This window comes from Streptomyces sp. SX-6 (genome assembly GCF_059089585.1).
The window spans coordinates 337,490-359,768 of record NZ_JBTHHU010000003.1 but is presented as its reverse complement, the minus strand read 5'-3'; the positions used below and the strand labels follow the sequence as shown (position 1 = coordinate 359,768).

The following is a 22,279-nucleotide window of genomic DNA, read 5'->3' as shown; positions in this document are numbered from 1 at the left end:
CCTCGCAGGGTCGCGCGCGGTCCCCGGGACGTGCACAGGCCGGTTCCCTACGATGGCGCGGTGACCAGTGACACCGCGACGCAAGACCGCCAGGGCCGGACCGCGGACGGGCAGCCGCCTTTGTGGCAGCTCCGGCTGCGCCGCTTCGGCTACACGGCCCCCGCCGGGCCCGGCGTGCGCGAGCGGCTGGTGCCACCCCACCGCGAGCCCGGCACCCGGCTGTGGACGGTGCTCGGGCTGGGGCCGCGCGCGGCCCACGCGGTGGCCCGGTCGCTGGGCTGGGTCGGACCGCTGCTGGTGACGCTCGTCGCGGGGCTGATCCGGTTCTGGAACCTGGGCAGCCCGAACGCGGTGATATTCGACGAGACGTACTACGCCAAGGACGCCTGGGCGCTGTGGAAGTACGGCTACGAGGTCGACTGGCAGAAGATCCCCAACGAGCAGATCATCGCCGGTCACCACGGGGTCGGCGACGCCGCGACCTTTGTGGTGCACCCGCCGGTCGGCAAGTGGGTCATCGGCATCGGCGAGCAGCTTTTCGGGATGAACCCTTTCGGCTGGCGGTTCATGCCGGCCCTGCTGGGCACGCTGTCCGTCCTGATCCTGTGCCGCATCGGGCGGCGGCTGTTCCGCTCCACCCTGCTCGGCTGTCTCGCGGGCGCGCTGCTGGCCGTGGACGGACTGCACTTCGTCATGAGCCGCACCTCGCTGCTCGACTCGGTGCTGATGTTCTTCGTCGTGGCCGCGTTCGGCTGTGTGCTGGTCGACCGCGACAAGGCGCGTGAACGGCTGGCCTCGGCACTGCCGCACGCGGACGACGGCACGCCGCGCCCCGACGACGCGGTGGGCGACCGGCTGAAGCTCGGGTGGCGCCCCTGGCGGATCGCGGCCGGCGTGTTCCTGGGACTGGCCTGCGCCACCAAGTGGAACGGCGCGATCTATCTGGCCGCGTTCGGCGTGCTGATCGTCCTGTGGGACGTGGGCTCGCGCCGGGTGGCGGGCGCCCGCCGGCCGTGGCGCTCGATGCTGCGCCGCGACGCGCCCTGGGCCTTCCTGTCCACGGTGCCGGTGACGGTGGGGGTCTATCTCGCCTCCTGGACGGGCTGGTTCGTCCACAGCGGTACGTACAGCTCCACGGCGGGCTGGCAGCACAGCGGCTTCTACCGGCACTGGGCGGAGACCGAGGGCGGCCGCAGCTCGGACGGCTTCCTCGCCGGGATCATCAACCCGCTGGTGAGCCTGTGGCATTACGAGCGCGACGTGTGGAAGTTCAACACCAACCTCACCTCGGCGCACACCTATCAGTCCAACCCCTGGAGCTGGTTCGTCCAGGGGCGTCCTGTCTCCTACTTCTACGACTCGCCCAAGCCCGGCGCCGACGGCTGCCCTTCGGACGCGACCGGCAAGTGCGCGCGCGAAGTGCTCGCGCTGGGCACCCCGTTGCTGTGGTGGGCGGCGTGCTTCGCGGTGGTGTACCTGCTGTACCGGTGGGCGATGCGGCGCGACTGGCGGGCCGGCGCGATCCTGTGCGCGGTGGCCGCGGGCATCCTGCCGTGGTTCAAGTACCAGGAGCGCACCATCTTCGTCTTCTACGCGGAGGTGTTCGTCCCGTTCCTGTGCCTGGCGGTGGCCATGATGATCGGGGCGATCCTGGGGCCGCCCGGCTCCTCGGAACGCCGCCGGGTGGCCGGGGCGGCCGGGGCGGGGGCGCTGGTGCTGCTGATCGCGTGGAATTTCATCTACTTCTGGCCGATTTACACGGGCCAGGCGATCCCGATCGACGCGTGGCGCGACCGGATGTGGTTCGACACCTGGATCTGACGATCAGGCGCGCGCTAGGTTCGTGATCATGACCCCGCTGGTTGCCGCCGCCGTCCTCATAGCGGCCGTCACGCACGCGAGTTGGAACGCCATCGCCCATGGGATCAGGGACCAGGCCGTGGCCTTCACCCTGGTCGGCGGCGGTGGCGCGCTCTGCGGGCTGGCGATGCTGCCGTTCGTGCCCCTGCCGGCGGGCGGGGCGTGGCCGTACCTGGTCGCGTCCGCGCTGGTGCACATCGTGTACCAGGTGCTGCTGATGCGGTCCTTCTCGCTCGGCGACTTCGGCCAGATGTATCCGATCGCGCGCGGCACCGCGCCCCTGACCGTCACCCTCCTCGCCGCCGTCTTCGCCGGCGAACTCCCGGACGCCTGGCAGCTCACGGGCGTCGCCGTGGCCTCGGCCGGGCTCGTCGGCCTCGCCCTCTGGGGCATCCGCGGGACGGGCGCGAGACCTCATTGGGCGGCGATCGGGGCGGCCGTCGCCACGGGGCTGTCCATTGCCGGGTACTCGGTCATCGACGGCCTGGGCGTACGGGCGTCGGGCTCCTCGCTGGGCTATATCGCGTGGCTGATGATCCTCGAGGCGCTGCCGATTCCGCTGTGGGTGCTGGCCACCCGGCGCGGCCGGTTCCTCGCGGATGTCCGCCCGTTCGCGGTGCGGGGGCTGGCGGGCGGGGTGCTGTCCCTGTTCGCGTACGGCCTGGTGCTGTGGGCCCAGACGCGTGCGGCGCTCGCGCCGATCGCGGCGCTGCGGGAGTCGTCCATCATCGTGGGGGCGGGGATCGGGGCGGTGTTCATGAAGGAGCGGTTCGGCGCGCCTCGGATCGCGGCTGCGGGGTTGATGGTGGCCGGCATCGGCCTGATGCTGCACTCGAGTTGATCACTCTTCTCGGTCTTGGCTGCGGAGGGCTTTACGCAGGCCGATGTTGCCGATGAGGATGCCGCCGTCCACGGGCAGTGTGATGCCGGTGATCCAGGACGCGTCCGGGGAGGCGAGGAAGGCGACGGCCGCCGCGATGTCCTCGGGACGTCCGATCCGCCCCAGGGGGTAGAGCGGAGCGGCGCGCTCCAACGCCTCTTCCCGGCCGTCCCAGTTGGGCGTGCGGACGGTGCCGGGGGCGATGAGGTTGACCCGTACGCCGCGCGGGGCGCACTGGCCCGCGAGCGTGCGGGTCAGGCTCGCGAGGCCGGCCTTGGCGGCGCTGTAGGCGTGACTGCCGAAGTCCTGCTCGCCGTTGACGGAACCGATGTTGACGACCGAGCCGCGGCCGCCCGCGGCGGCGAGGTGCGGCATGGCCGCCCGTACGCAGCGGAAGGCGCCGGTGAGGGTGATGTCGAAGTCGCGGTGCCAGGGCTCGTCCGGGTGGTCCTCGACGAGTGGGGGGTCGGGGGCGCACGATGCGGCGTTGTTGACGAGTACGTCGAGGCGGCCGAAGCGGGTCACCGCGTGGGCGACGGCCGCCTCGACCGCGGTGCGGTCGGCGACGTCGCACGGCAGCGCTTCCGCTGTGCGGTTTTGCGCGCGGAGGGCGGAGGCGGCTCGTTCGGCGCGGTCGCCGTCCGCGTCGGTGACGAGCACGCGGGCGCCTTCCGCCGCGAGGCGGCGGGCGGTTGCCTCGCCGATGCCGCGGCCGGCGCCGGTGACGATGACGGCGTAGCCGTCGAGTCTGCGGGCCAGGGGGTCCATGAGGGGAGTGTGCCCGGGTTCCGCCGGAGGTACCTGTGCCCCGGTCCCGCCCTCTCGCCGTCTCCTGGGGCTGCGCCCCAGACCCCCTTGTCGCGGCTCCGCCGCTCGTCCTCAAACGCCGGACGGGCTGGATTTCCGCGCCCGGGCCGGCACCCTCCAGCCCGTCCGGCGTTTGAGGACCAACGCGGCGAAGCCGCGTTGCGGGGGCCCGGGGGCTTGCCCCCCGGAGGAAACGGTGAAAGGGCGGGGCCGGGGCGGGACTAGCCGGCCGCCAGGCAGCCGGACACGGCTCGTACTAGCGCCTGTGCCCTCGGATCCGCCGTGACGTTCTTCTGCATGCCGTTCGTGACGTAGCCGAAGGCGACACCCGCCTCCGGGTCGGCGAAGGCGAGGGACCCACCCCGCCCGGGGTGGCCGAACGAACCCGCCCCCAGCAGCGGCGAAGCCGCGCCGTGCAGCATGTACCCCAGCCCGAAGCGCGTGTTGACGACCAGGACGCGGTCCGGCCCGGCGGACTCCTCCGTGCGCGCCACGGTCAGCGTGGCGGGCGCGAACAGGCGGCGCCCGCCCTCCACGTCACCGATGAGCGCGGCGTAGAAGCGCGCCAGCGCCTCCGCCGTGGCGATGCCCGAGGAGGCGGGCAGCTCGGCGGCCCGGTACGCCGGATCGTTCTCGTCCGGCACCGGGTCGATCGCGGCGAAGGCGCGCCGGGTGAGGGAGTCCGGGTCCCGGTATGCGTCGGAGACGGACTGGCGGGGCCGTACGCGCAGGCCCGCCGCGGCAGGCGCGACAGGCGGGGCCACGTCGCCTATTCGTCCGGCGCGCCACGCCTCGGACCGCGGCAGTCCGACCCACAGGTCCAGGCCGAGCGGTCCGGCGATCTCCTCCGCGAGCCAGTCGCCGACCGTACGCCCGGTCACGCGCCGCACCAGCTCGCCGATCAGCCAGCTGTAGGTCTGCGCGTGGTAGCCGTGCGCCGCACCCGGCTCCCAGGCGGGCGCCTGGGCCGCGACGGCCCGCGCGCCGGCCTCCGGGTCCAGGGCCTGGGCCGGGGTGAGCGGGGTGTCCAGGGCGGGCACCCCCGCGCGGTGCGCGAGCAGGTGGCGTACGAGCACCCGCTCCTTGCCCGCCGCCTTGAACTCGGGCCAGTACGTGCCGACCGGCGCGTCCAGGTCGACCAGCCCGCGCTGGTGCAGCAGCAGCGGCACGGCCGCGGCGACACCCTTCGTCGCGGACCGGACGATCTGCGCGGTGCCGCGCTCCCACGGCGCGGTGCCGTCGACGTCCCTCGTACCGCCCCACAGGTCGACGACCTTGCGGCCGTCGCGGTAGACGGCCACGGCCGCGCCACGCTCGCCGCGCCGCGCGAAGTTGTCGCAGAAGGCGTCCCGGACCGGCTCGAAGCCGTCCGTCACCGTGCCCTGGACGTCCACCACTGTCGCCCGCTCCCCATCCGTACCGTTCTCTGGCAAAACTCCCTCCATGGTGCAATGCGCCCGCGGACGCGCGTAGACCGGGTCGGGACTACGTACCACTCGGGCTTTACTGCACATTGATTGCACTTGGGCACTGATCGCAGTGAAGTGGTGTGTCTTCCGTCAGCACCGCACACCACAGAGAGCAGTACGCACATGACCGGCACCGCGCGCCTGCGGCGCATCCGTACGTCGATCACCAGGAAGGAGTGGGCCCGCCTCGGCGGCATGGCGGCGTTCATCCTCGCCCTGCACGTGATCGGCTGGTTCACCCTGGCGGTGATCGTCGCCCCCGAGCACTACACGGTGGGCAGCAAGGCCTTCGGCATCGGCATGGGCGTCACCGCCTACACCCTCGGCATGCGGCACGCCTTCGACGCGGACCACATAGCCGCCATCGACAACACCACCCGCAAGCTGATGCACCAGGGGCAGCGCCCGCTGTCCGTCGGCTTCTGGTTCTCGCTGGGCCACTCCAGCGTCGTCTTCGGACTGACCTTCCTGCTCTCGCTCGGCATCAAGGCCCTGGCCGGGCCCGTCCAGGACGACAACTCCGAGCTGCACGACGTCACCGGCCTGATCGGTACGTCCGTCTCCGGCGTCTTCCTCTACCTCATCGCCGCCATGAACCTCGTGGTGCTGGCCGGGATCTGGAAGGTCTTCCGGCAGATGCGCTCCGGCCACTTCGACGAGGGCGAGCTGGAGCGGCACCTGGAGAGCCGGGGGCTGATGAACCGGGTCCTCGGCCGGCTGATGTCCTCGATCACCAAGCCGTGGCACATGTACCCGCTGGGGCTGCTGTTCGGCCTGGGCTTCGACACCGCCACGGAGATCGCGCTGATGGTGCTGGCCGGTTCCGGCGCCGCCTCCGGCCTGCCGTGGTACGCGATCCTGTGCCTGCCGGTGCTGTTCGCCGCGGGCATGAGCCTGCTGGACACCATCGACGGCTCGTTCATGAACTTCGCCTACGGGTGGGCGTTCTCCAAGCCCGTCCGCAAGGTCTACTACAACCTCACGATCACCGGCCTGTCCGTGGCCGTCGCCCTGATCATCGGCACCGTCGAGCTGCTCGGCCTCCTCGCCGACAAGCTGGGCCTGCACGGCTGGTTCTGGGACTGGATCGGCGGCCTCGACCTGAACACGGTCGGCTTCCTGATCGTCGGCCTGTTCTTCGTCACGTGGCTCGTGGCGCTGGCGGTGTGGCGCCTCGGCCGCATCGAGGAGAAGTGGAACGCGAACCTCCGGCCCGCCCCGGCGGAACAGACGGGCGACTAGGGGGTGGCCGATGGGTCAGTGCGGGCCCCGCGGCGTCTGGTGCGGTGCATCGCAAGGCGGAGCATCGCCCTCGGACTGGGTGTCCGTGGGTGATGCGACAACGCGGCGAGGTGCCGTGCCAGGCGTCGCGGGGCCTGTGCTGACCCATCGGCCACCCCCTAGAGCGCGGCCCGGCTGCCCGTGTCCACTGCGGCCGTCGCCGTCGCCGCGCGCTGCGCGTCGGCGGCGACCTGCTCCGCGGTCAGCACATAGCCCGTCTCGGCGTTGGCCGTGGAACGGGCGAACACGACGCCGTAGACCTTGCCGGACGGGGTCAGCAGCGGGCCGCCGGAGTTGCCGGGGCGGACGGTGGAGCGCACCGAGTAGACGTGGCGGGTGGTGACGCCGTCGCCGTAGATGTCCTGGCCCTTGGCCCGGACCTCGTTGGCCACGGTGGCGGCGCGCAGGTCGAGGCCGCCGTTCTCCGGGAAGCCCGCGACCACGGCCGGGTCACCGCGCTTGGCGCTCTTGTCGAAGGGCAGCACGGGGGCCTCCAGGCCGGGGACGTCGAGGACGGCCACATCGGTCTTCGGGTCGAAGAGGACGACCTTCGCGCGGTACGGGCGACCGACCCCGCCGATGCGGACGGTCGGCTCGTTCACGCCGGCCACGACGTGCGCGTTGGTCATCACATGGCCCTGGGCGTAGACGAAGCCGCTGCCCTCCTGGCCGCGCCGGCCCTCGTCGACGTCCGCCACGCCCTCGACCTTCACCACGCTGGACCGGGCCACCCGGGTCGCGGCGGCGGTGACGGCATCGCCGGAGGGCTTGGCGACGCTGGTGACGGGCTCGTTCTCGAACGGGTTGAAGACCTGCGGGAAGCCGGCGTCGCCGAGCGAGTCCGTGGCCCTGGTGAACCACGTGGGCGCCTGCTCGGGCATGGCGTCCTGGACGGCGCCGAGCAGGCGCGAGTCCTGGATCTGCCGGTCGAGGATGGTGGAGTTCGCCGAGACGAGGACGCTCGCGGCCACCCAGGCGACGAGCAGCACGGCCAGCGAGTTCACCGCGGCGCCGCCCACGCCGTCCACGCCCCGGATGGGCGCCCACGTGAGCCTGCGGCGCAGCCCCCAGGCGAGCCGCCCGGCGAGGGCGTGCCCGATGGCGGCGGGAAGCAGGACGACGATCACGGCCACGACCGCCGCGGTCACCGTCCCGGCCTCGAAGTGCTTCATGACGAACGGCAGGGCCCAGACGCCGATCACGGCGCCGCCGAGAAACCCTGCGAGCAGGATGGCGCTGGCGACGAGGCCGCGCCGGAAGCCGGATATGGCATAGGCGACGACGACGAGCATGAGCAGCAGATCGAGCAGGTTCAACGCGGAGCCCTTTCCTTCGCACGCGCCCCCGATCGCGTCCGCGGGGTCGTGTTCCCGTGGACTAAGGAAAACGCGTGTTCCGCTGTGTGCGGTTCCCAGGGGTGGGGTTTCCCACGTTTTCCGGCTGACCGCCGGTGGGTGGGCAGCCCCTGCGGGGTGTAGTGCTCCCCGCCCACGCGCCACCCGTTGCCCGGCACCGGGTCGGCTCGCTTTCCTGTGGGGGTTGCCCGCCGCCGGCGTCAGCCGCCGGCGGTGGCGCGCCCCCGCGGGAAACCTCGCGGCCCGGTGCCGCGTCACGGGCGGGCGGGAGGGTGCGCCTACGCCCCGCAGGGGCGTGCCCACCCACCGGCGGTTTGCCGGATACGCACCGGCACCCGGCAAACCGCACACCGCGGAAGACGCGCACGCGTCAGACGCGCGTCAGCTCCGGTTCGGCGGACGCGCCGTGATCGCCCGCCCCGGCCGGGACGGCATTCAGCTTCTCGCCCTCGACGTCGACGTTCGGCAGGATGCGGTCCAGCCACGCCGGCAGCCACCAGGCCGCCTTGCCCAGCAGCGCCAGCACCGCCGGCACGATCGCCATCCGGACCACGAACGCGTCGAAGAAGACCGCGATCGCCAGGCCGAAGCCCATCATCTTGATCATCGATTCCGACGAGCCGATGAACCCGGCGAAGACGCTGATCATGATGACCGCGGCAGCCGTGACCACCCGCGCGCCGTGGCGGAAGCCGGTCACGATCGCCTCGCCCGGCCGCTCGCCGTGCACGAAGGCCTCCCGCATCCGGGTCACGAGGAAGACCTCGTAGTCCATCGCGAGACCGAACACGACACCCACCATGAAGATCGGCATCATGCTCATGATCGGCCCGGTCTCCTCGACGCCGATGAGCGAGGAGAGCCAGCCCCACTGGAAGACCGCGACGACCGCACCCAGGGCGGCGATCACGGAGAGCAGGAAGCCCAGGGCCGCCTTGAGCGGCACCAGCAGCGACCGGAAGACGAGGATCAGCAGCAGGAAGGCCAGGCCGACGACCAGCGCCAGATACGGCAGCAGCGCGTCGTTCAGCTTCTGCGAGACGTCGATGTTCATGGCCGTCGTACCGGTGACGAGCACCTTCGCACCGGCGTCCTCGCCGGCCGCACGGCCCTTGTCACGGATCTCGTGGACCAGGTCCTCGGTCGTGGTGCTGCTCGGCTTAGACTTCGGCACCACGTTGAACAGGGCCGTGTCGCCCGCCTTGTTGAACGTGGCGGGGGTGACGGCCGCGACGTCGTCCATCTTCGCGACCTTCTTGGCGACGGCCTGCGTCGCGGCCTTGGCGTTCTTGCCCTCGCCCGCGTCGACGGCGACCATCAGCGGGCCGTTGAAGCCGGGGCCGAAGCCCTCGGCGATCAGGTCGTACGCCTTGCGCTGCGTGGTCTTCACCGGCTGCGAGGACTCGTCCGGCAGGCCCAGCTCCAGGGAGGCGGCGGGCGCGGCGAGGGCGCCGAGGCCCACGATGCCGACGAGCAGCACGACCAGCGGGCGGCGCAGCACGAAGCGGGCCCAGCGGGTGCCCATGTTGGGCTTGCCGCCGTCCACAGCCGTGCCCTTGCGGTCCTTGCGGGCCAGCACCTGGCGGCCCGCGAAGCCCAGCAGCGCCGGGATGAGGGTCAGCGCGATGAGCACCGCGATGACGACCGTACCGGCGGCGGCCATGCCCATCTGCGTCAGCATCGGGATGTTGACGACCGCGAGGCCGACGAGGGCGATCACGACCGTGAGGCCCGCGAAGACCACCGCGGAGCCCGCGGTGCCGACGGCACGTCCCGCCGCTTCCTCGCGTTCGCGGCCCTCGGCCAGCTCGGCCCGGTAGCGGGAGACGATGAACAGCGCGTAGTCGATGCCGACCGCGAGGCCGATCATCATGGCGAGCGTCGAGGTGTTGCTGGACAGGCCCAGCGTGGACGCGAGCGCGGTGATCGACGAGACGCCGATGCCCACGCCGATGATCGCGGTGAGCAGCGGCAGCCCGGCGGCGACCAGCGAGCCGAAGGTGAGCAGCAGGACGACCGCGGAGACACCGATGCCGATGCCCTCGGTGTTGCCGGTCTCCGGCATCTTCTGCAGGGCGCTGCCGCCCATCTCCACCGTCAGCCCGCTGTCCTGCCCGTGCTTCTGCGCGTCCGTGAGCCGGTCGCGCGAGGCGTCGGTGAGGTCGGTGGACTTCACCTTGTACATGACCTGGGTGTAGGCCATGGTGCCGTCCTTGCTGACGGTCTTGGCCTGGAACGGGTTGGGGGCCATGGCCACCTGGGGCCCGGCGAGCTCGCGGACGACCTTGTCCACGGCCGTCTTGTTCTTCGGGTCCGTGATCTTCTGGCCGTCCGGGGCCTTGAAGACGACGCGCGCGGAGGCGGCGTCGGCCTTCTGGCCCGGGAAGCGCTCACCGAGCAGGTCGAAGGCGTGCTGCGCCTCGGTGCCCGGGATGGAGAAGCTGTCGTTGGTGGACTTGGAGGCGGTGGCGGCGCCCGTACCGGCGAGCCCCAGCAGCACCACCCATATCAGGGCGACGTACCAGCGGCGCCGGAAGGCGAGCCTGCCGACTTTGTAGAGGAAGGTGGCCACGAGGAGTTACTGCTCCCGTCGGATCGGAGAACGTGCGTTTCTGGCAGTGGGGAACCAGCCCGACGTCAAGAGCGGTGCGACGGGTGGGGTGTGGGGGGGGAATCAGAGGCCGAGAGCGGGGAGGATCACGGCATCGATGTAACGGACGAGGTAATCGCGGTCCGGGGGACGGTCCTCGATCATCGGCCGGGCGATGAAGGCGCCGACCATCATGTGGGCGATGTACGGAATCGCGGACGTGCCCACGGCCACCTCGCCCCGGTCGACCGCGCGGCGCAGCATGGCGTCGAGTGCGGCCTTCTCGGGTTCGATCAGCAGTTCGCGCAGCGCGCGCCTGAGGTCCGGATTGCTGTGGACTGCATGACTCAGCCCCCGCATGAGGGCCGCGTCGCGCTCCATCTGGGCCTCGTCGGCGTTGCACGTCAACGCCATCAGGTCGCCGCGCAGGGTGCCGGTGTCGACCTCCTCGGAACGCACCGGCTTGTTGTGCCGCAGCGCGCTCGCGACCAGCTCGGGCTTGCCCTTCCACTGGCGGTAGAGGGTGGCCTTGCTGGACCGCGTACGAGCCGCCACGGCGTCCATCGTCAGGGCGTCGTAGCCGACCTCGCGCAGGATCGCGAGAACAGCCTCGTAGAGCTCGCCCTCCCGTTCGGGTGTGAGCCGGGTGCGACGCACCGGCGGTGTGGGTGTCTCCGACGACATGCCGCGCCCTCCTTCACGCTTCACGGGAACCAATCGAACGAAACGGTTTCGTACCGTACGAGCGTACGACCGCCGCAAGCGAAACGGAGCCGTTTCGGTGGTGTTCTGCGTCACGGACCGAGTTGCCGCACCCTCCCCGGGCCGAAACGATGGTGGGGTGACCGCGAACGCCACGGCCGACGCCTATCTCCGGTACCCCCACCTCCACGGCGATCTGCTCTGTTTCGTCGCCGAGGACGACCTGTGGCTGGCGTCCACCGGCCCCGGAAGCGGGCGGGCCTGGCGGCTGACCGTCGACCGGACCCGGCTCGGGCACCCCCGCTTCTCCCCCGACGGCCGCCACATCGCCTTCACCAGCTGGCGCAGCCTCGACCCCGAGATCCACCTCGTCCCGGTCGAGGGCGGCCCGGCCCGGCGGCTGACCTACTGGGGCAGCTCGGACGCCCGGGTCTGCGGCTGGACGCCGCCGGACCACGAGGGGCGCAGCGACATCCTCGCCGTCTCCTCGCACGGCCAGCCCTTCTCCTACTTCTCCTGGGCCTACCGCCTGCCCACCGACGGCAGCCCCGGCGGGCGGCTGCCCTGGGGCCCGGTGTCCGACATCGCCCTGCGCGGCACCGGGGACGCGCCCGGGCAGCCGCTGGTGCTGACGGGCAAGCCGCCGCACGAGCCGGCCGCGTGGAAGCGCTACCGGGGCGGGGCCATGGGGCGGCTGTGGCTCCAGGACACCCGGCTGGTGCCGGACATCAACGGGCACCTGGACTCGGTGATGTTCGTCGGCGACCGGATCGCCTTCCTCTCCGACCACGAGGGCGTCGCCAACCTCTACTCCTGCCTGCCCGACGGCACCGGCCTGCGCCGCCACACCGACCACGACGACTTCTACGCCCGGCACGCCTCCACCGACGGCACCCGCGTCGTCTACCAGTGCGCGGGCGACCTGTGGCTGGTCGACGACTTCGGCCCGCGCGGCGTCCCGCGCCGGCTGGACGTCCGGCTCTGCGGTACGCGCGCCGGGCGCCGCCCGTACCAGGTACAGGCCGCGCACCACGTCGAGTCGCTCTCCGTGGACGGCACCGGGCGCGCCAGCGCCGTCCTGGTGCGCGGCAGCCTCTACTGGCTCACCCACCGCGACGGCCCGGCCCGCGCCATCGCCGACACCCCGGGCGTACGGGTCCGGCTGCCCGAGATGCTGGGCTCGACGGGCCGCATCGCGTACATCACCGACGCGGAGGGCGACGACGCCGTCGAGATCTCCGAACTCCCGCGCGCCGCGGGCACGCACGCGCTGCGGCGGCTGGCGCAGGGCCGGATCGGCCGGGTGCAGGAGACGCTCTCCTCGCCCGACGGCGAGCGGCTGGCCGTCGCCGCGCACGACGGGCGGCTGCTGCTCGTGGACACCTCGCCGGAGGGGGACGGCGAGGTGAGCGAGCTGATCCAGTCCGTCAACGGGCCCGTGCGCGACCTCGCCTTCTCCCCCGACTCGGCCTGGCTGACCTGGTCGCACCCGGGCATCGGCCGCTCGCTGCGGCAGATCAAGATCGCCCGGCTCGCGGACCGGCACATCGTCGACGTCACCAACGGCCGCTTCGAGGACGAGCAGCCTGTCTTCACCCGCGACGGCCGCTATCTCGCCTTCCTGTCCTGGCGCGGCTTCGACCCCGTCTACGACGTGCACACCGGCGACCTGTCCTTCCCGCTCGGCTGCCGCCCGTACCTGGTGCCGCTGTCGTCGGCCACGCCCTCGCCCTTCGCGCTGACCACCGAGGGCCGCCCGCCGGGCGGCGGGCTCGACCTGGACGCGGGCGGCGAGGGCGACGGCGCGGTGACGGTGGAGGTGGAGGGGCTGGAGAACCGGGTGACGCCCTTCCCGGTGGCCGCCTCCAAGTACTCGCACCTCCACCCCGTGCACGGCGGCGGGCTGGTGTGGCTGCGCTGGCCGATCTCCGGCGCGCTCGGCGAGACCTTCGCCAACCCGGCCGACATCTCGGGCAAGCCGACCCTCGAGTACTTCGACCTGGGCAAGGCCAAGCGCACCGAACTCACCTCGGCCATCGACTGGTTCGCGGTCAGCGGCGACGGCTCGCGGCTCGTCGTCAACGACGACGGCGACCTGCGGGCCGTGCCCGCGACCGACACCGCCGACCTCGACTCGACCGTCTACATCGACATGCGCCGCATCCTGCACGAGGCGGACCCGCCCGCCGAGTGGCGGCAGGCGTACGCGGAGGCGGGCCGCATCGTCCGCGCGTACTTCTGGGACCCGGGCATGTGCGGCATCGACTGGGACGGCGTGCTCGGCCAGTACCGCCCCCTGGTCGAACGGGTCGCCTCCCCCGACGACTTCGCGGACCTGCTGCGCGAGGTCCTCGGCGAGCTGGGCACCTCGCACGCGTACGTCACCGCGGCCCGCCGCAACGAGGGCCCGCCCCACTACCAGCGCGCCATCGGCCTGCTCGGCGCGAACCTGACCCACCACAAGGACGGCTCCTGGACCGTACGCCGCATCCTGCCCGGCGACTCCTCCGACTCCAAGGCCCGCTCCCCACTGGCCGGTACGGGCATCCACGAGGGCTCCGCCCTCACCCACGTCGACGGCCGCCCGGTCGACCCCGTCACCGGCCCGTACCCGCTGCTCGCGGCGGCCGGCGGGACGACCGTCGAGCTCACCTTCCAGCCGCCCGGGGGCGGCCCGCCGCGCCGCGTCGCCGCCGTGCCGCTGATCGACGAACGGCCGCTGCGCTACCAGGACTGGGTGGCCAAACGCCGGGCGGTCGTACGGGAGTTGAGCGGCGGCAAGTGCGGCTATCTGCACATCCCCGACATGGGCGGCTCGGGCTGGGCCCAGTTCAACCGCGACCTGCGGATGGAGATGTCCCGCCCCGCCCTCATCGTCGACGTGCGCGGCAACGCGGGCGGCAACATCAGCGAGCTGGTCGTCGAGAAGCTGACCCGCACGATCATCGGCTGGGACCTCACGCGCGGTGCGCAGCCGGTCAGTTACGCCTCCACCGCACCGCGGGGGCCCGTCGTCGCCATCGCGGACGAGATGACGTCCTCCGACGGCGACATGATCACCGCGGCGTTCAGACTCCAGGGCATCGGCCCCGTCGTCGGCCTGCGCACGTGGGGCGGCGTCATCGGCATGACCGGCCGGCACCGGCTCGGTGACGGTACGTCCATCACCGTGCCGATGAACGCGGCGTGGTTCGACGCGTACGGGTGGGGCGTGGAGAACCACGGGGTCGAGCCGGACATCGAGATCGACCGGACCCCGCTCGACTGGGCGGAGGGCCGCCACAAGCAGCTCGACGACGCGGTCAGGCTGGCGCTGGACCTCCTGGAACGCCACGGGGCGTCCACGCCCCCGGACTACTCCACGGTCCCGGACCTACGCCGCCCGAAACTCCCGGGCCGCAACCCCGGGTAGTCGCGCCCCGGTCCCCGCAACGCGGCTTCGCCGCGTTGGTCCTCAATCGCCGGACGGGCTGGAAAGCCGCCCCTCCAACTCCCCCCGCACCCGCCGGTCCATCGCCATCGCCACCTCCGCGTCGACGACCGCCTTCGCCACCGGCCGCAGCCGGTCCAGCACCTCCACCACCCGCTCGACCTCCCCTGCCCCCACGCCCTCCCCCTCCGCCACCCGCGCCAGCACATCCGCCAGCACATGCGTCCGCACCAACGTCGTGAACGTCTCCGCCAGCGCATCCGCATGCGCCCGCACCTCGCGCCCCGCCGCCAGCACCGCCGCGAGCGGCACACCGCTCCGCAGCAGATCGGCCGACGCCTCCAGCAGCCGTCGGCTGACGTGCACGAACTCCCCGCCGTCCGGCGCGAGATAGCCTATGTCGATCGAATCGGCGAGGTTCTCCGGCGTCACCTCGTCCCCGAACCACTCCGCGAGGTCACCGGAGGTGAGCCGCACCGGCGTCTCCTCGGACCACGGCGCGGCGATCGCCCCGCTCAGGCCCAGCAGTTCGCCCATGCAGCGCCCGCCCTCGAACGCGGCCAGCAACTCCGCGATGCCGCCCAGCGTGTGCCCCCGCTCCAGCAGCGCGGCGATCGTCCGCAGCCGTTCCAGGTGGCGGCCGTTGTACCAGGCGATACGGCCCTCCCGCCGCGGCGGCGGAATGAGCTTGCGCTCGCGGTAGAAACGCAGCGTACGGACGGTGATGCCGGCCTCCCGGGCCAGCTCCGCCACCCGGTACTCGTTCTCGCCCTGCTCCTCGTTGCTCACTCAGGCAGATTAAGCGCCCTCGACTCAAGCGCCTTCAACTTCCTTGCGTACGGCCTCTGTCGCCCCACCGGATCCGTGGCCTACGCTCCCACTGTGCCAGTAATCACTGGCACAGTCCGCAAGGGCAACGCAACGCAGGAGGCGGCAGCATGACCGTACGGGTACGCGTGGCGGTGATCGGAGCCGGATTCGGCGGGCTGGGCGCAGCCATCCGGCTGCGTCGCGAGGGCGTCGGCGACTTCGTCGTCCTCGAGCGCGCCGAGACCATCGGCGGCACCTGGCGGGACAACACCTATCCCGGCTGTGCCTGCGATGTGCCGTCCCACCTCTATTCGTTCTCCTTCGCCCCCAACCCCGCCTGGCCGCGCAGCTTCTCCGGACAGCCGCACATACGGGCGTACCTGGAGCATGTCACCGACGTCTACGGCCTGCGCCCGTACCTCCGTCTCGGACACGAGGTGCTCCAAATCCGCTGGAACACCGACGACTTGCACTGGGAAGTGCGAACGTCCCGCGGCGACTTCACCGCCGACGTCGTCGTCTCCGCCGGCGGCCCGCTCGCCGACCCGAAGGTCCCCGGCATACCCGGCCTCGCGGACTTCCCCGGCGCGGTCTTCCACTCGTCCCGCTGGGACCACGGCTATGACCTGCGCGGCAAGCGCGTCGCCATGGTCGGCACGGGCGCCTCGGCCATCCAGATCGTCCCGAGCATCCAGCCGGACGTCTCCCGGCTCACTCTCTTCCAGCGCACCCCGCCCTGGGTGGTCCCCCGGGTCGACCGCCCGATCACCGCCGCCGAGAGGTGGCTGCACGAGAAGGTCCCGCTCACCCGCGTCGCGCGCCGCGGACTCCTGTGGAGCATACGGGAGTTGCAGGTCGGCGCGTTCGCCAAGCGGCCCGACCGGATGAAGGGCGTCGAACGGCTCGCCTCGGCCCACATGCGCAGAGCCGTCAGGGATCCGGCGCTGCGCGCCAGGCTCACCCCCGACTACCGCATCGGCTGCAAGCGCATCCTGCTGTCCAACGACTACTACCCGGCCCTCACCCGGCCCAACGTGGACCTCGTGCCCTCCGCCCTCGCCGAGGTACGCGGCTCCACCCTCGTCGCCGCCGACGGCACCCGCGCCGAGGCCGATGCCATCGTCTTCGGCACCGGCTTCCACGTCACCGACATGCCGATCGCCGAGCGCGTCACGGGCGCGGCGGGCACCACGCTCGCCGAGGAGTGGAAGGACGGCATGGCCGCGCTCCGCGGCGCCAGCGCCGCCGGGTTCCCCAACTTCCTCACCGTCATCGGGCCCAACACGGCCCTCGGGAACAGCTCGATGATCCTCATGATCGAGTCCCAGCTGAACTATCTGGCGGATTTCCTGCGCCAGTTGGACGTCCTCGGCGGCCGGGTCGCGCTCGACGCCCGCCCGTCCGCCGTCCGGTCCTGGAACCGCGCACTGCAGACCCGCCTGGACCGTTCCGTATGGAACACCGGCAGCTGCAGCAGCTGGTACCTCGACGCGGAGGGCCGCAACACCACCGTCTGGCCGGGCACGACCGCCGAGTTCCGCCGGGCCACCCGCCATGTCGACCTTTCCGAATACGAGGTGCTTCGTTGAGCCGACGCGTGGAACTCCCCGGACAGGTCGCCGTCATCACCGGCGCCGCACGCGGCGTGGGCGAGCAGCTGGCCCGCAAGCTCTCCGCGCGCGGCGCGAGCGTGGCGCTGGTGGGCCTGGAGCCCGCCGAACTGCGGCGCGTCGCCGGGTCGTTGCGCACCGACGCGGCGCACTGGTACGCGGACGTCACCGACCACGAGGCGATGGCCCAGGTCGCCCGCGAGGTCAAGGACCGTTTCGGCAAGGCCGACATCGTCGTCGCCAACGCCGGTGTCGCCACCGGCGGCCCGCTCGACGGCTCGGACCCCGACGCCTGGCGGCGGGTCATCGAGGTCAACCTCATCGGCAGCGCCGTCACGGGCCGCGCGTTCCTGCCCGTCCTCGCCGAGAGCCGGGGCTACCTCCTCCAGATCGCCTCGCTCGCCGCGATCACGCCCGCGCCCATGATGACCGCGTACTGCGCCTCGAAGGCGGGCGTCGAGGCCTACGCCCACAGCCTGCGCGCCGAGGTCGCCCACCGGGGCGTACGCGTCGGGGTCGCCTACCTCAGCTGGACCGACACCGACATGGTCCGCGGCGCCGACGCCCACGACGCCATGCGCGAGATGCGCCGCCGCCTGCCGTGGCCCGCCAACCGCACCTACCCCCTGGAGCCCACCGTCGACCGCCTGGTGGCGGGCATCGAGCGCCGCTCGGCACACGTGTACGGCCAGGGCTGGCTGCGCGGCCTGCAGTCCGTACGGGGCCTGTTGCCGGGCGTCATCGGCACGTTCGGCCCACGCGAGGTCCGCCGCGTCGGCGACGTCCCCCCGCCGGGCGGCCTCGTGGGCGCCGGAGGCGCGGCGGACGAGAAGGCGCGCACGGAGCGTCACTGATCGAAATGCGACGTTCGTCCCCTCATGTGAGGCTGGTCGCGGCCCGTTCCCCCCGACCTCCCCTAGGAGTGACACACATGGGCATCAAGGACGAGATGCAGAACAAGGCCCAGCAGGCCAGGCAGAAGGCCCAGCAGGCCAAGCAGCAGGCGCAGCAGAAGGGCCAGCAGTCGCAGGACAAGGTCCGCCAGCAGCAGCAGGAGCAGCAGCAGCGCCAGCAGCAACAGCAGGGCCGCCAGCAGTCCTTGGACGACATCCAGGACGAAGACCTGCAGTAGGGCCGTCGACAGCCGAGGGGCGCGCCATGCGCAGGCGCGCCCCTCGTTCTGTGCCGTTCAGCGGGAGATGCGCGCGGCGACCCCGTCCAGCACATGGCCGAGGCCGTTCTCGAAGACGGCGTCCGCGCCTACGAGTCCGCGATGCTGCCGCGCGCCCTCGAGGCCGCCGAATTACGCCGCACCGCTCCCGTACGGCCTGGTGATGATCTCGAGGATGTGCCCGTCCGGATCCTGGAAGTACGTACCGCGCCCGCCGTCGTGGTGGTTGATCTCCCCCGGCCGGTCGAGCGCGGGCCCGTAGTAGTACGTGACCCCCGCGTCCTTGATCCGCTGGAAGATCACATCGAACTCGTCCTCGGACACGAGGAACGCGTAGTGCCCCGGGACGATCCTTTCCGACTCGACCGTGGCGAAGTCCAGCGTCACGCTGTTGTCCGTCCCTACGGGGATGAACGGGCCAAAGGGCGGCCCGACCTCGAGGCCGAGGATCTCCGCGGTGAACTTGGCCGACGCGTGCTTGTCACGGGAGTGAACGATGGTGTGGTTCAGCTCAACTGCCATGCTCCCGATGGTAGGCGCCCGGGGCAACGAACTCCCAGGGCCCGCACGGGATTTCATCCCAAGGTCTGAGGGGTCCTAGGACCCCTCAGACCGACGTGGCGCCCGCCGGACCAGGGCCGGACTAGAGCTCGTAGACCACCGTCACCGGCGCATGATCCGACCACCGCTGGTCATGGCTGGCCGCCCGCTCCACCACCGCCTTCACCGCACGCTCCGCGAGACCCGCGCTCGCCGCCTGGTAGTCGATGCGCCAGCCGGAGTCGTTGTCGAAGGCGCGGCCGCGGTAGGACCACCACGAGTACGGGCCCGCGACGTCCGGGTGGAGGGCGCGGACGACGTCCGTGTACTCGGCGAAGACCTGGGTCAGCCAGGCGCGCTCCTCCGGGAGGAAGCCCGCGCTCTTGCGGTTGGCCTTCCAGTTCTTGAGGTCGGCCTCCTGGTGGGCGATGTTCCAGTCGCCGCAGACGACGACCTCGCGGCCCTCGGCCGCGGCCCGGGCCTTCAGCCCCACGAGATACGGCAGGAACTCGGCCATGAAGCGTTCCTTCTCGTCCTGCCGCTCCGTGCCCACCTCGCCCGAGGGGAGGTAGAGGCTGGCGACCGTGAGGCCCGGCAGGTCGGCCTCCGCGTAGCGGCCGCTGCCGTCGAACTCCTCCGAGCCGAAGCCGATCCGTACCGCCTCCGGCTCGCGCCGGGTGTAGACGGACACGCCCGCGCGGCCCTTGGCCGCCGCCGGGGCGTGCAGGGTGTGCCAGCCCTCGGGCTCGCGCACCTCGTCGGGGAGCTGGTGCGGTTCGGCGCGGACCTCCTGGAGGCAGACGACGTCGGCCTCGGTCGCCGCCAGCCACTCCACGAAGCCCTTCTTGGCCGCGGCGCGCAGGCCGTTCACATTCACGGTCGTCACAGTGAGCATTCCGGAACGATACCGACTTCCGGGGCGGCACTGCCGCCCGCGGTCGGACGTCCGTACGATCCCCGGCATGCGGATCATGACCGTCGCGTACGACCATCCCGATGCCGTGACCCTCGACGACCAGGTACAGCTCGAATACGCGGAGCGCTACGGGGAGGGCGACCTGACCCCCATGGACCCGGCGGAGTTCGCCCCGCCGCGTGGCCGGTATCTCATCGTCTACGACGCCGACGGGAAGCCCGTCGCCACCGGCGGCTGGCGGGCGCAGGAGGAGAACGAGGAGGGCTACGCGGACGGGGACGCCGAGCTGAAGCGGATGTACGTGATCCCCGCGGCGCGCGGCCTGGGACTGGCACGGCGGATGCTCGCGGTGCTGGAGGACGACGCACGCGAGGCGGGGCGTACGCGCATGGTGCTGGAGACCGGGATCATGCAGCCGGAGGCCATCGCCCTCTACACGTCCAGCGGCTACGCGCCGGCGCCGAAGTTCGGGCTCTACCGCACGTACGACTCGAGCCGCTGCTTCGCGAAGGCGCTGCACCTCTAACGCTCGCGCGTGCCCTCCGCGATCGCCGCCTCGACCTCCTCGCGCAGGTCGTCGGCCGAGTAGCGGGTGACCATGCCGTACGGCGCGAGGGCGCGGTCGGCGGTTTCGGGCCCGTCCTCGCCGACCTCGGCCACGAGGACCGTGACGCCCGGCGGCACCTCCGCAGCCAGCATCTCGAGCGCGGCGTTGGCCGCGGTGGCCCGGCGTGCGTCGTGCGCGCCGCCGATCAGGCCGCCAGCGCCAAAGCCGATCATGACGCCGAGCGGGCCGCCGAGGATGCCGAGGAGCCCGCCGATCAGGCCGCCGACGGTGAAGGCACGGGCGGTGCCGGTGTGGTCCACGGCGTCGGGGAAGTCGAGGGTGCCGTCCGCGGCGCGGGCGATCACCGCGGCCTCGTGCAGCCGGACGGCACCGTCGGCGTGGGCCAGGCGGAGACCGTCCAGCGCCCGGTGGCCGGTGTCGGGGTCGGGGACGCTCAGGAACAGGACGTTGTCAGCAGTGGTCATGGCTCCACTGTTGGGCCGCTCCGGCCCGTCCGCATGTCAGGCCTCGGGCGATGGTGCCGGGGACGGGACCGAGCCGCTCAGGTCCAGCGTGGCCTCCGCGCCGCCGCCGTCGGGGTTGGCGAAGGTCAGCCGGGCGCCCAGCACCCGTGCCTGCCCGGCGGCGATCGTCAGGCCCAGGCCCAGACCCGCGCCGGAACCGGTGCGGAAACGCTGCGGGCCGCGGGTCAGCAGCCGTTCCGGGAAGCCGGGGCCCCGGTCGCGGACCCGGACCACGGGGCCGTCGACCTCGGCGACGACGGGCCCGGTGCCGTGCCGGAAGGCGTTGGTGACCAGGTTGGCCACTATGCGCTCGACCCGCCGGGCGTCCGTTTCGACCAGGCTGTCGCGCAGGACCCGTACCTCCACCGGCTCCTGCCCCGGCACGGCCGCCGCCCGCACCGCGCGCAGGGTGAGCTCGCCCAGCTCCCGTACGTCCACCTCGGCGCGCTCGGCGTCGCCGTCGAGGCGGGCCACCTCGAGGACGTCCTCCATCAGGGAGCTGACCCGGCGGGCCCGGTCCTGGACCATCTCGGCGGGCCGGCCCGGCGGCAGCAGGCCCGCCGCCGCGACCAGGCCCGCGACGGGCGTGCGCAGCTCGTGCGCGATGTTGGAGGTGACCTCGCGCTCGGCCTGGATGCGGGCGGCCAGCGCGTCGGCCATGGAGTTGACGGCCACGGTCAGGCGGGCGATCTCGTCCCGGCCGCCCCTCGGCCGCAACCGCGCGGTGAGGTCGCCGCCCGCGATCCGCTCGGCGGCCCGGGCGGAGGCGTTCAACCGCCGCCCGACGACGGTTGCGAGCCCCACCCCCACGACGCCGGCGAACCCGGTGCCGATGCCGCCGGCCAGCAGCAGGACCTCGTCGAGGTTGTCGAGATTGCGCGTCTCACGGCTGTAGGGGCGTGTGACGACAACGATGTCGTCACCGAGACGGCTGGCGGCCCACAGCATCGGGACCCGGCCGCCGCGGTCCAGATAGACGGCGCGCTTGCCGCCCTCGGCGGCCTTGCGCAGCGGGCCGGGCATCCGGGCCGGGTTCACGAGCGTGTGCGGGCGCCAGTCGTTGCCCACCGCATGGTCCTCGACGGCGGACACCAGCCGGCTGTCGATGCTGTCGGCCGCGGACTCGAACTGGTTCTGCGCGGTGCGGTGGTGCACGACGAAGCCCATGAGGACAGCGACCAGCGCGGCGGTGAAGGTGATCGCCACGCCGACCTTCGTACGCAGTCCCATCGCTACAAGGCTCCCCGGCCGCTAACGCTTCGGTACGTAGAGCCGCAGGTCGCGCAGCTCCGCGTGCTGTCCGGGCGGCAGCCCGTCGGCCACGACCGCTGCCCTGCTGTAGTAAGCGGAACGATCCTGCCGTACGAGGCCGCTGAGCATGACGGAGGCCGGCCGCGGGCTCGCGGCGCAGTCCGGCGTGCACCAGGTCACCTCGCCGGTCGCCTCCGCGATCGGCCCGTCCCAGCTCCGCCAGCGCAGCCCGGTGAGCCGGACCGTGCCGTTCGCCTCGAAGGACACGGGGCGCCTCAGGTGCATGCCGCCCGGTCTCTCGACGACGTACGAGGGCACGGCCACCGCCGCGGGACTGACCGCACGGCCCGTCACCTTCAGCCCGCCCGGATCACCGCATCCGCACAGGAGCACGCCCAGCAGACCGACGGCGGCGGCAATGGCGCCGAAGGCCGGGGTGAGTGCTCGCACAGGACTCCTCACGCAGGCAGATGGATCGGAACGGCTGGGCTATTCGTGCCAAATGTAGCCGCTGTGGGTGACTTGACCACCGCGCC

General features: G+C 72.2%; 19 protein-coding genes. 8 read left to right on the top strand and 11 right to left on the bottom strand.

Annotated features, from left to right (window positions below):
- Positions 1-60 precede the first annotated feature (60 nt).
- Together ACV530_RS05835 and ACV530_RS05830 are read left to right on the top strand one after the other, a co-directional pair.
- The gene (locus ACV530_RS05835; RefSeq protein WP_494331141.1) at positions 61-1,821 is read left to right on the top strand and encodes a dolichyl-phosphate-mannose--protein mannosyltransferase; all 1,761 of its coding nucleotides are present in this window, start codon (positions 61-63) and stop codon (positions 1,819-1,821) included.
- 28 nt (positions 1,822-1,849) lie between these two features.
- Positions 1,850-2,701 (top strand): DMT family transporter, encoded by an 852-nt coding sequence (locus ACV530_RS05830; protein WP_494331140.1) that lies wholly within the window; start codon positions 1,850-1,852, stop codon positions 2,699-2,701.
- Here ACV530_RS05830 and ACV530_RS05825 read toward each other — a convergent pair whose 3' ends face one another.
- Together ACV530_RS05825 and ACV530_RS05820 are read right to left on the bottom strand one after the other, a co-directional pair.
- Complete coding sequence (locus tag ACV530_RS05825; RefSeq protein ID WP_494331139.1) at positions 2,702-3,508, bottom strand: SDR family NAD(P)-dependent oxidoreductase; 807 nt, start codon at positions 3,506-3,508, stop codon at positions 2,702-2,704. It lies immediately after the preceding gene.
- Between the two features lie 260 nt (positions 3,509-3,768).
- Entirely contained in the window at positions 3,769-4,941 is a 1,173-nt protein-coding gene (locus ACV530_RS05820) for a serine hydrolase domain-containing protein (RefSeq protein ID WP_494331168.1), read from the bottom strand.
- Between the two features lie 198 nt (positions 4,942-5,139).
- On the opposite strand from ACV530_RS05820, the gene nicT reads away from it, so the two are divergent.
- Positions 5,140-6,258, top strand: a complete 1,119-nt coding sequence (nicT, locus tag ACV530_RS05815) for a Nickel transporter NicT (protein ID WP_494331138.1) — start codon at positions 5,140-5,142, stop codon at positions 6,256-6,258.
- A 158-nt stretch (positions 6,259-6,416) separates the two neighbouring features.
- Here the strand turns inward: nicT and ACV530_RS05810 are convergent, their stop codons facing one another.
- The 3 genes from ACV530_RS05810 to ACV530_RS05800 form a co-directional block, all read right to left on the bottom strand.
- Complete coding sequence (locus tag ACV530_RS05810; protein WP_494331137.1) at positions 6,417-7,613, bottom strand: MarP family serine protease; 1,197 nt, start codon at positions 7,611-7,613, stop codon at positions 6,417-6,419.
- A gap of 409 nt (positions 7,614-8,022) precedes the next feature.
- Positions 8,023-10,224, bottom strand: a complete 2,202-nt coding sequence (locus ACV530_RS05805) for an MMPL family transporter (RefSeq protein WP_494331136.1) — start codon at positions 10,222-10,224, stop codon at positions 8,023-8,025.
- Positions 10,225-10,326: 102 nt separating this feature from the next.
- Entirely contained in the window at positions 10,327-10,899 is a 573-nt protein-coding gene (locus ACV530_RS05800; RefSeq protein ID WP_494331167.1) for a TetR/AcrR family transcriptional regulator, read from the bottom strand.
- Between the two features lie 184 nt (positions 10,900-11,083).
- On the opposite strand from ACV530_RS05800, the gene ACV530_RS05795 reads away from it, so the two are divergent.
- On the top strand, positions 11,084-14,356 hold the full coding sequence (locus ACV530_RS05795; protein WP_494331135.1) for a S41 family peptidase: 3,273 nt from the start codon (positions 11,084-11,086) through the stop codon (positions 14,354-14,356).
- A gap of 42 nt (positions 14,357-14,398) precedes the next feature.
- Here the strand turns inward: ACV530_RS05795 and ACV530_RS05790 are convergent, their stop codons facing one another.
- Positions 14,399-15,163 carry a MerR family transcriptional regulator gene (locus ACV530_RS05790; RefSeq protein WP_494331134.1) on the bottom strand — a complete coding sequence of 255 codons (765 nt, stop codon included), beginning with the start codon at positions 15,161-15,163 and terminating at the stop codon, positions 14,399-14,401.
- Between the two features lie 149 nt (positions 15,164-15,312).
- Here ACV530_RS05790 and ACV530_RS05785 point away from each other — a divergent pair, with 149 nt between their 5' ends.
- The 3 genes from ACV530_RS05785 (at position 15,313) to ACV530_RS05775 (ending at position 17,926) form a co-directional block, all read left to right on the top strand.
- The gene (locus tag ACV530_RS05785; RefSeq protein ID WP_494331133.1) at positions 15,313-16,773 is read left to right on the top strand and encodes a flavin-containing monooxygenase; all 1,461 of its coding nucleotides are present in this window, start codon (positions 15,313-15,315) and stop codon (positions 16,771-16,773) included.
- The gene (locus ACV530_RS05780; RefSeq protein ID WP_494331132.1) at positions 16,770-17,648 is read left to right on the top strand and encodes an SDR family oxidoreductase; all 879 of its coding nucleotides are present in this window, start codon (positions 16,770-16,772) and stop codon (positions 17,646-17,648) included. The genes ACV530_RS05785 and ACV530_RS05780 overlap by 4 nt, the downstream gene beginning before the upstream one ends.
- Before the next feature lie 77 nt (positions 17,649-17,725).
- Positions 17,726-17,926 carry a hypothetical protein gene (locus ACV530_RS05775; protein ID WP_494331131.1) on the top strand — a complete coding sequence of 67 codons (201 nt, stop codon included), beginning with the start codon at positions 17,726-17,728 and terminating at the stop codon, positions 17,924-17,926.
- Positions 17,927-18,097: 171 nt separating this feature from the next.
- Here the strand turns inward: ACV530_RS05775 and ACV530_RS05770 are convergent, their stop codons facing one another.
- Together ACV530_RS05770 and ACV530_RS05765 are read right to left on the bottom strand one after the other, a co-directional pair.
- Positions 18,098-18,487 (bottom strand): VOC family protein, encoded by a 390-nt coding sequence (locus ACV530_RS05770; RefSeq protein WP_494331130.1) that lies wholly within the window; start codon positions 18,485-18,487, stop codon positions 18,098-18,100.
- A gap of 121 nt (positions 18,488-18,608) precedes the next feature.
- Positions 18,609-19,400 carry an exodeoxyribonuclease III gene (locus ACV530_RS05765; RefSeq protein ID WP_494331129.1) on the bottom strand — a complete coding sequence of 264 codons (792 nt, stop codon included), beginning with the start codon at positions 19,398-19,400 and terminating at the stop codon, positions 18,609-18,611.
- A gap of 67 nt (positions 19,401-19,467) precedes the next feature.
- Here ACV530_RS05765 and ACV530_RS05760 point away from each other — a divergent pair, with 67 nt between their 5' ends.
- Positions 19,468-19,947: a GNAT family N-acetyltransferase gene (locus ACV530_RS05760; protein ID WP_494331128.1), complete on the top strand. Its 480-nt coding sequence runs from the start codon at positions 19,468-19,470 to the stop codon at positions 19,945-19,947.
- Here the strand turns inward: ACV530_RS05760 and ACV530_RS05755 are convergent.
- Genes ACV530_RS05755 through ACV530_RS05745 form a run of 3 tightly spaced genes read right to left on the bottom strand, consistent with a single transcriptional unit; the run spans position 19,944 to position 22,193 of the window.
- Positions 19,944-20,453, bottom strand: coding sequence for a DUF1269 domain-containing protein (locus ACV530_RS05755; protein WP_494331127.1), 510 nt, complete (start codon positions 20,451-20,453; stop codon positions 19,944-19,946). The two genes, ACV530_RS05760 and ACV530_RS05755, sit on opposite strands and share 4 nt — an antisense overlap.
- A 36-nt stretch (positions 20,454-20,489) precedes the next feature.
- On the bottom strand, positions 20,490-21,722 hold the full coding sequence (locus ACV530_RS05750; protein ID WP_494331126.1) for an ATP-binding protein: 1,233 nt from the start codon (positions 21,720-21,722) through the stop codon (positions 20,490-20,492).
- A 21-nt stretch (positions 21,723-21,743) separates the two neighbouring features.
- Complete coding sequence (locus ACV530_RS05745; protein ID WP_494331125.1) at positions 21,744-22,193, bottom strand: hypothetical protein; 450 nt, start codon at positions 22,191-22,193, stop codon at positions 21,744-21,746.
- Positions 22,194-22,279 lie beyond the last annotated feature (86 nt).

Bases quoted from the DNA above. Each gene is read 5' to 3' on its own strand.
- ACV530_RS05830 (WP_494331140.1), top strand. From the start codon at position 1,850: ATGACCCCGCTGGTTGCCGCCGCCGTCCTCATAGCGGCCGTCACGCAC.
- ACV530_RS05765 (WP_494331129.1), bottom strand. From the start codon at position 19,400: ATGCTCACTGTGACGACCGTGAATGTGAACGGCCTGCGCGCCGCGGCC.
- ACV530_RS05825 (WP_494331139.1), bottom strand. From the start codon at position 3,508: ATGGACCCCCTGGCCCGCAGACTCGACGGCTACGCCGTCATCGTCACC.
- ACV530_RS05750 (WP_494331126.1), bottom strand. From the start codon at position 21,722: ATGGGACTGCGTACGAAGGTCGGCGTGGCGATCACCTTCACCGCCGCG.
- ACV530_RS05785 (WP_494331133.1), top strand. From the start codon at position 15,313: ATGACCGTACGGGTACGCGTGGCGGTGATCGGAGCCGGATTCGGCGGG.
- ACV530_RS05770 (WP_494331130.1), bottom strand. From the start codon at position 18,487: ATGGCAGTTGAGCTGAACCACACCATCGTTCACTCCCGTGACAAGCAC.
- ACV530_RS05775 (WP_494331131.1), top strand. From the start codon at position 17,726: ATGGGCATCAAGGACGAGATGCAGAACAAGGCCCAGCAGGCCAGGCAG.
- ACV530_RS05760 (WP_494331128.1), top strand. From the start codon at position 19,468: ATGCGGATCATGACCGTCGCGTACGACCATCCCGATGCCGTGACCCTC.
- nicT (WP_494331138.1), top strand. From the start codon at position 5,140: ATGACCGGCACCGCGCGCCTGCGGCGCATCCGTACGTCGATCACCAGG.
- ACV530_RS05755 (WP_494331127.1), bottom strand. From the start codon at position 20,453: ATGACCACTGCTGACAACGTCCTGTTCCTGAGCGTCCCCGACCCCGAC.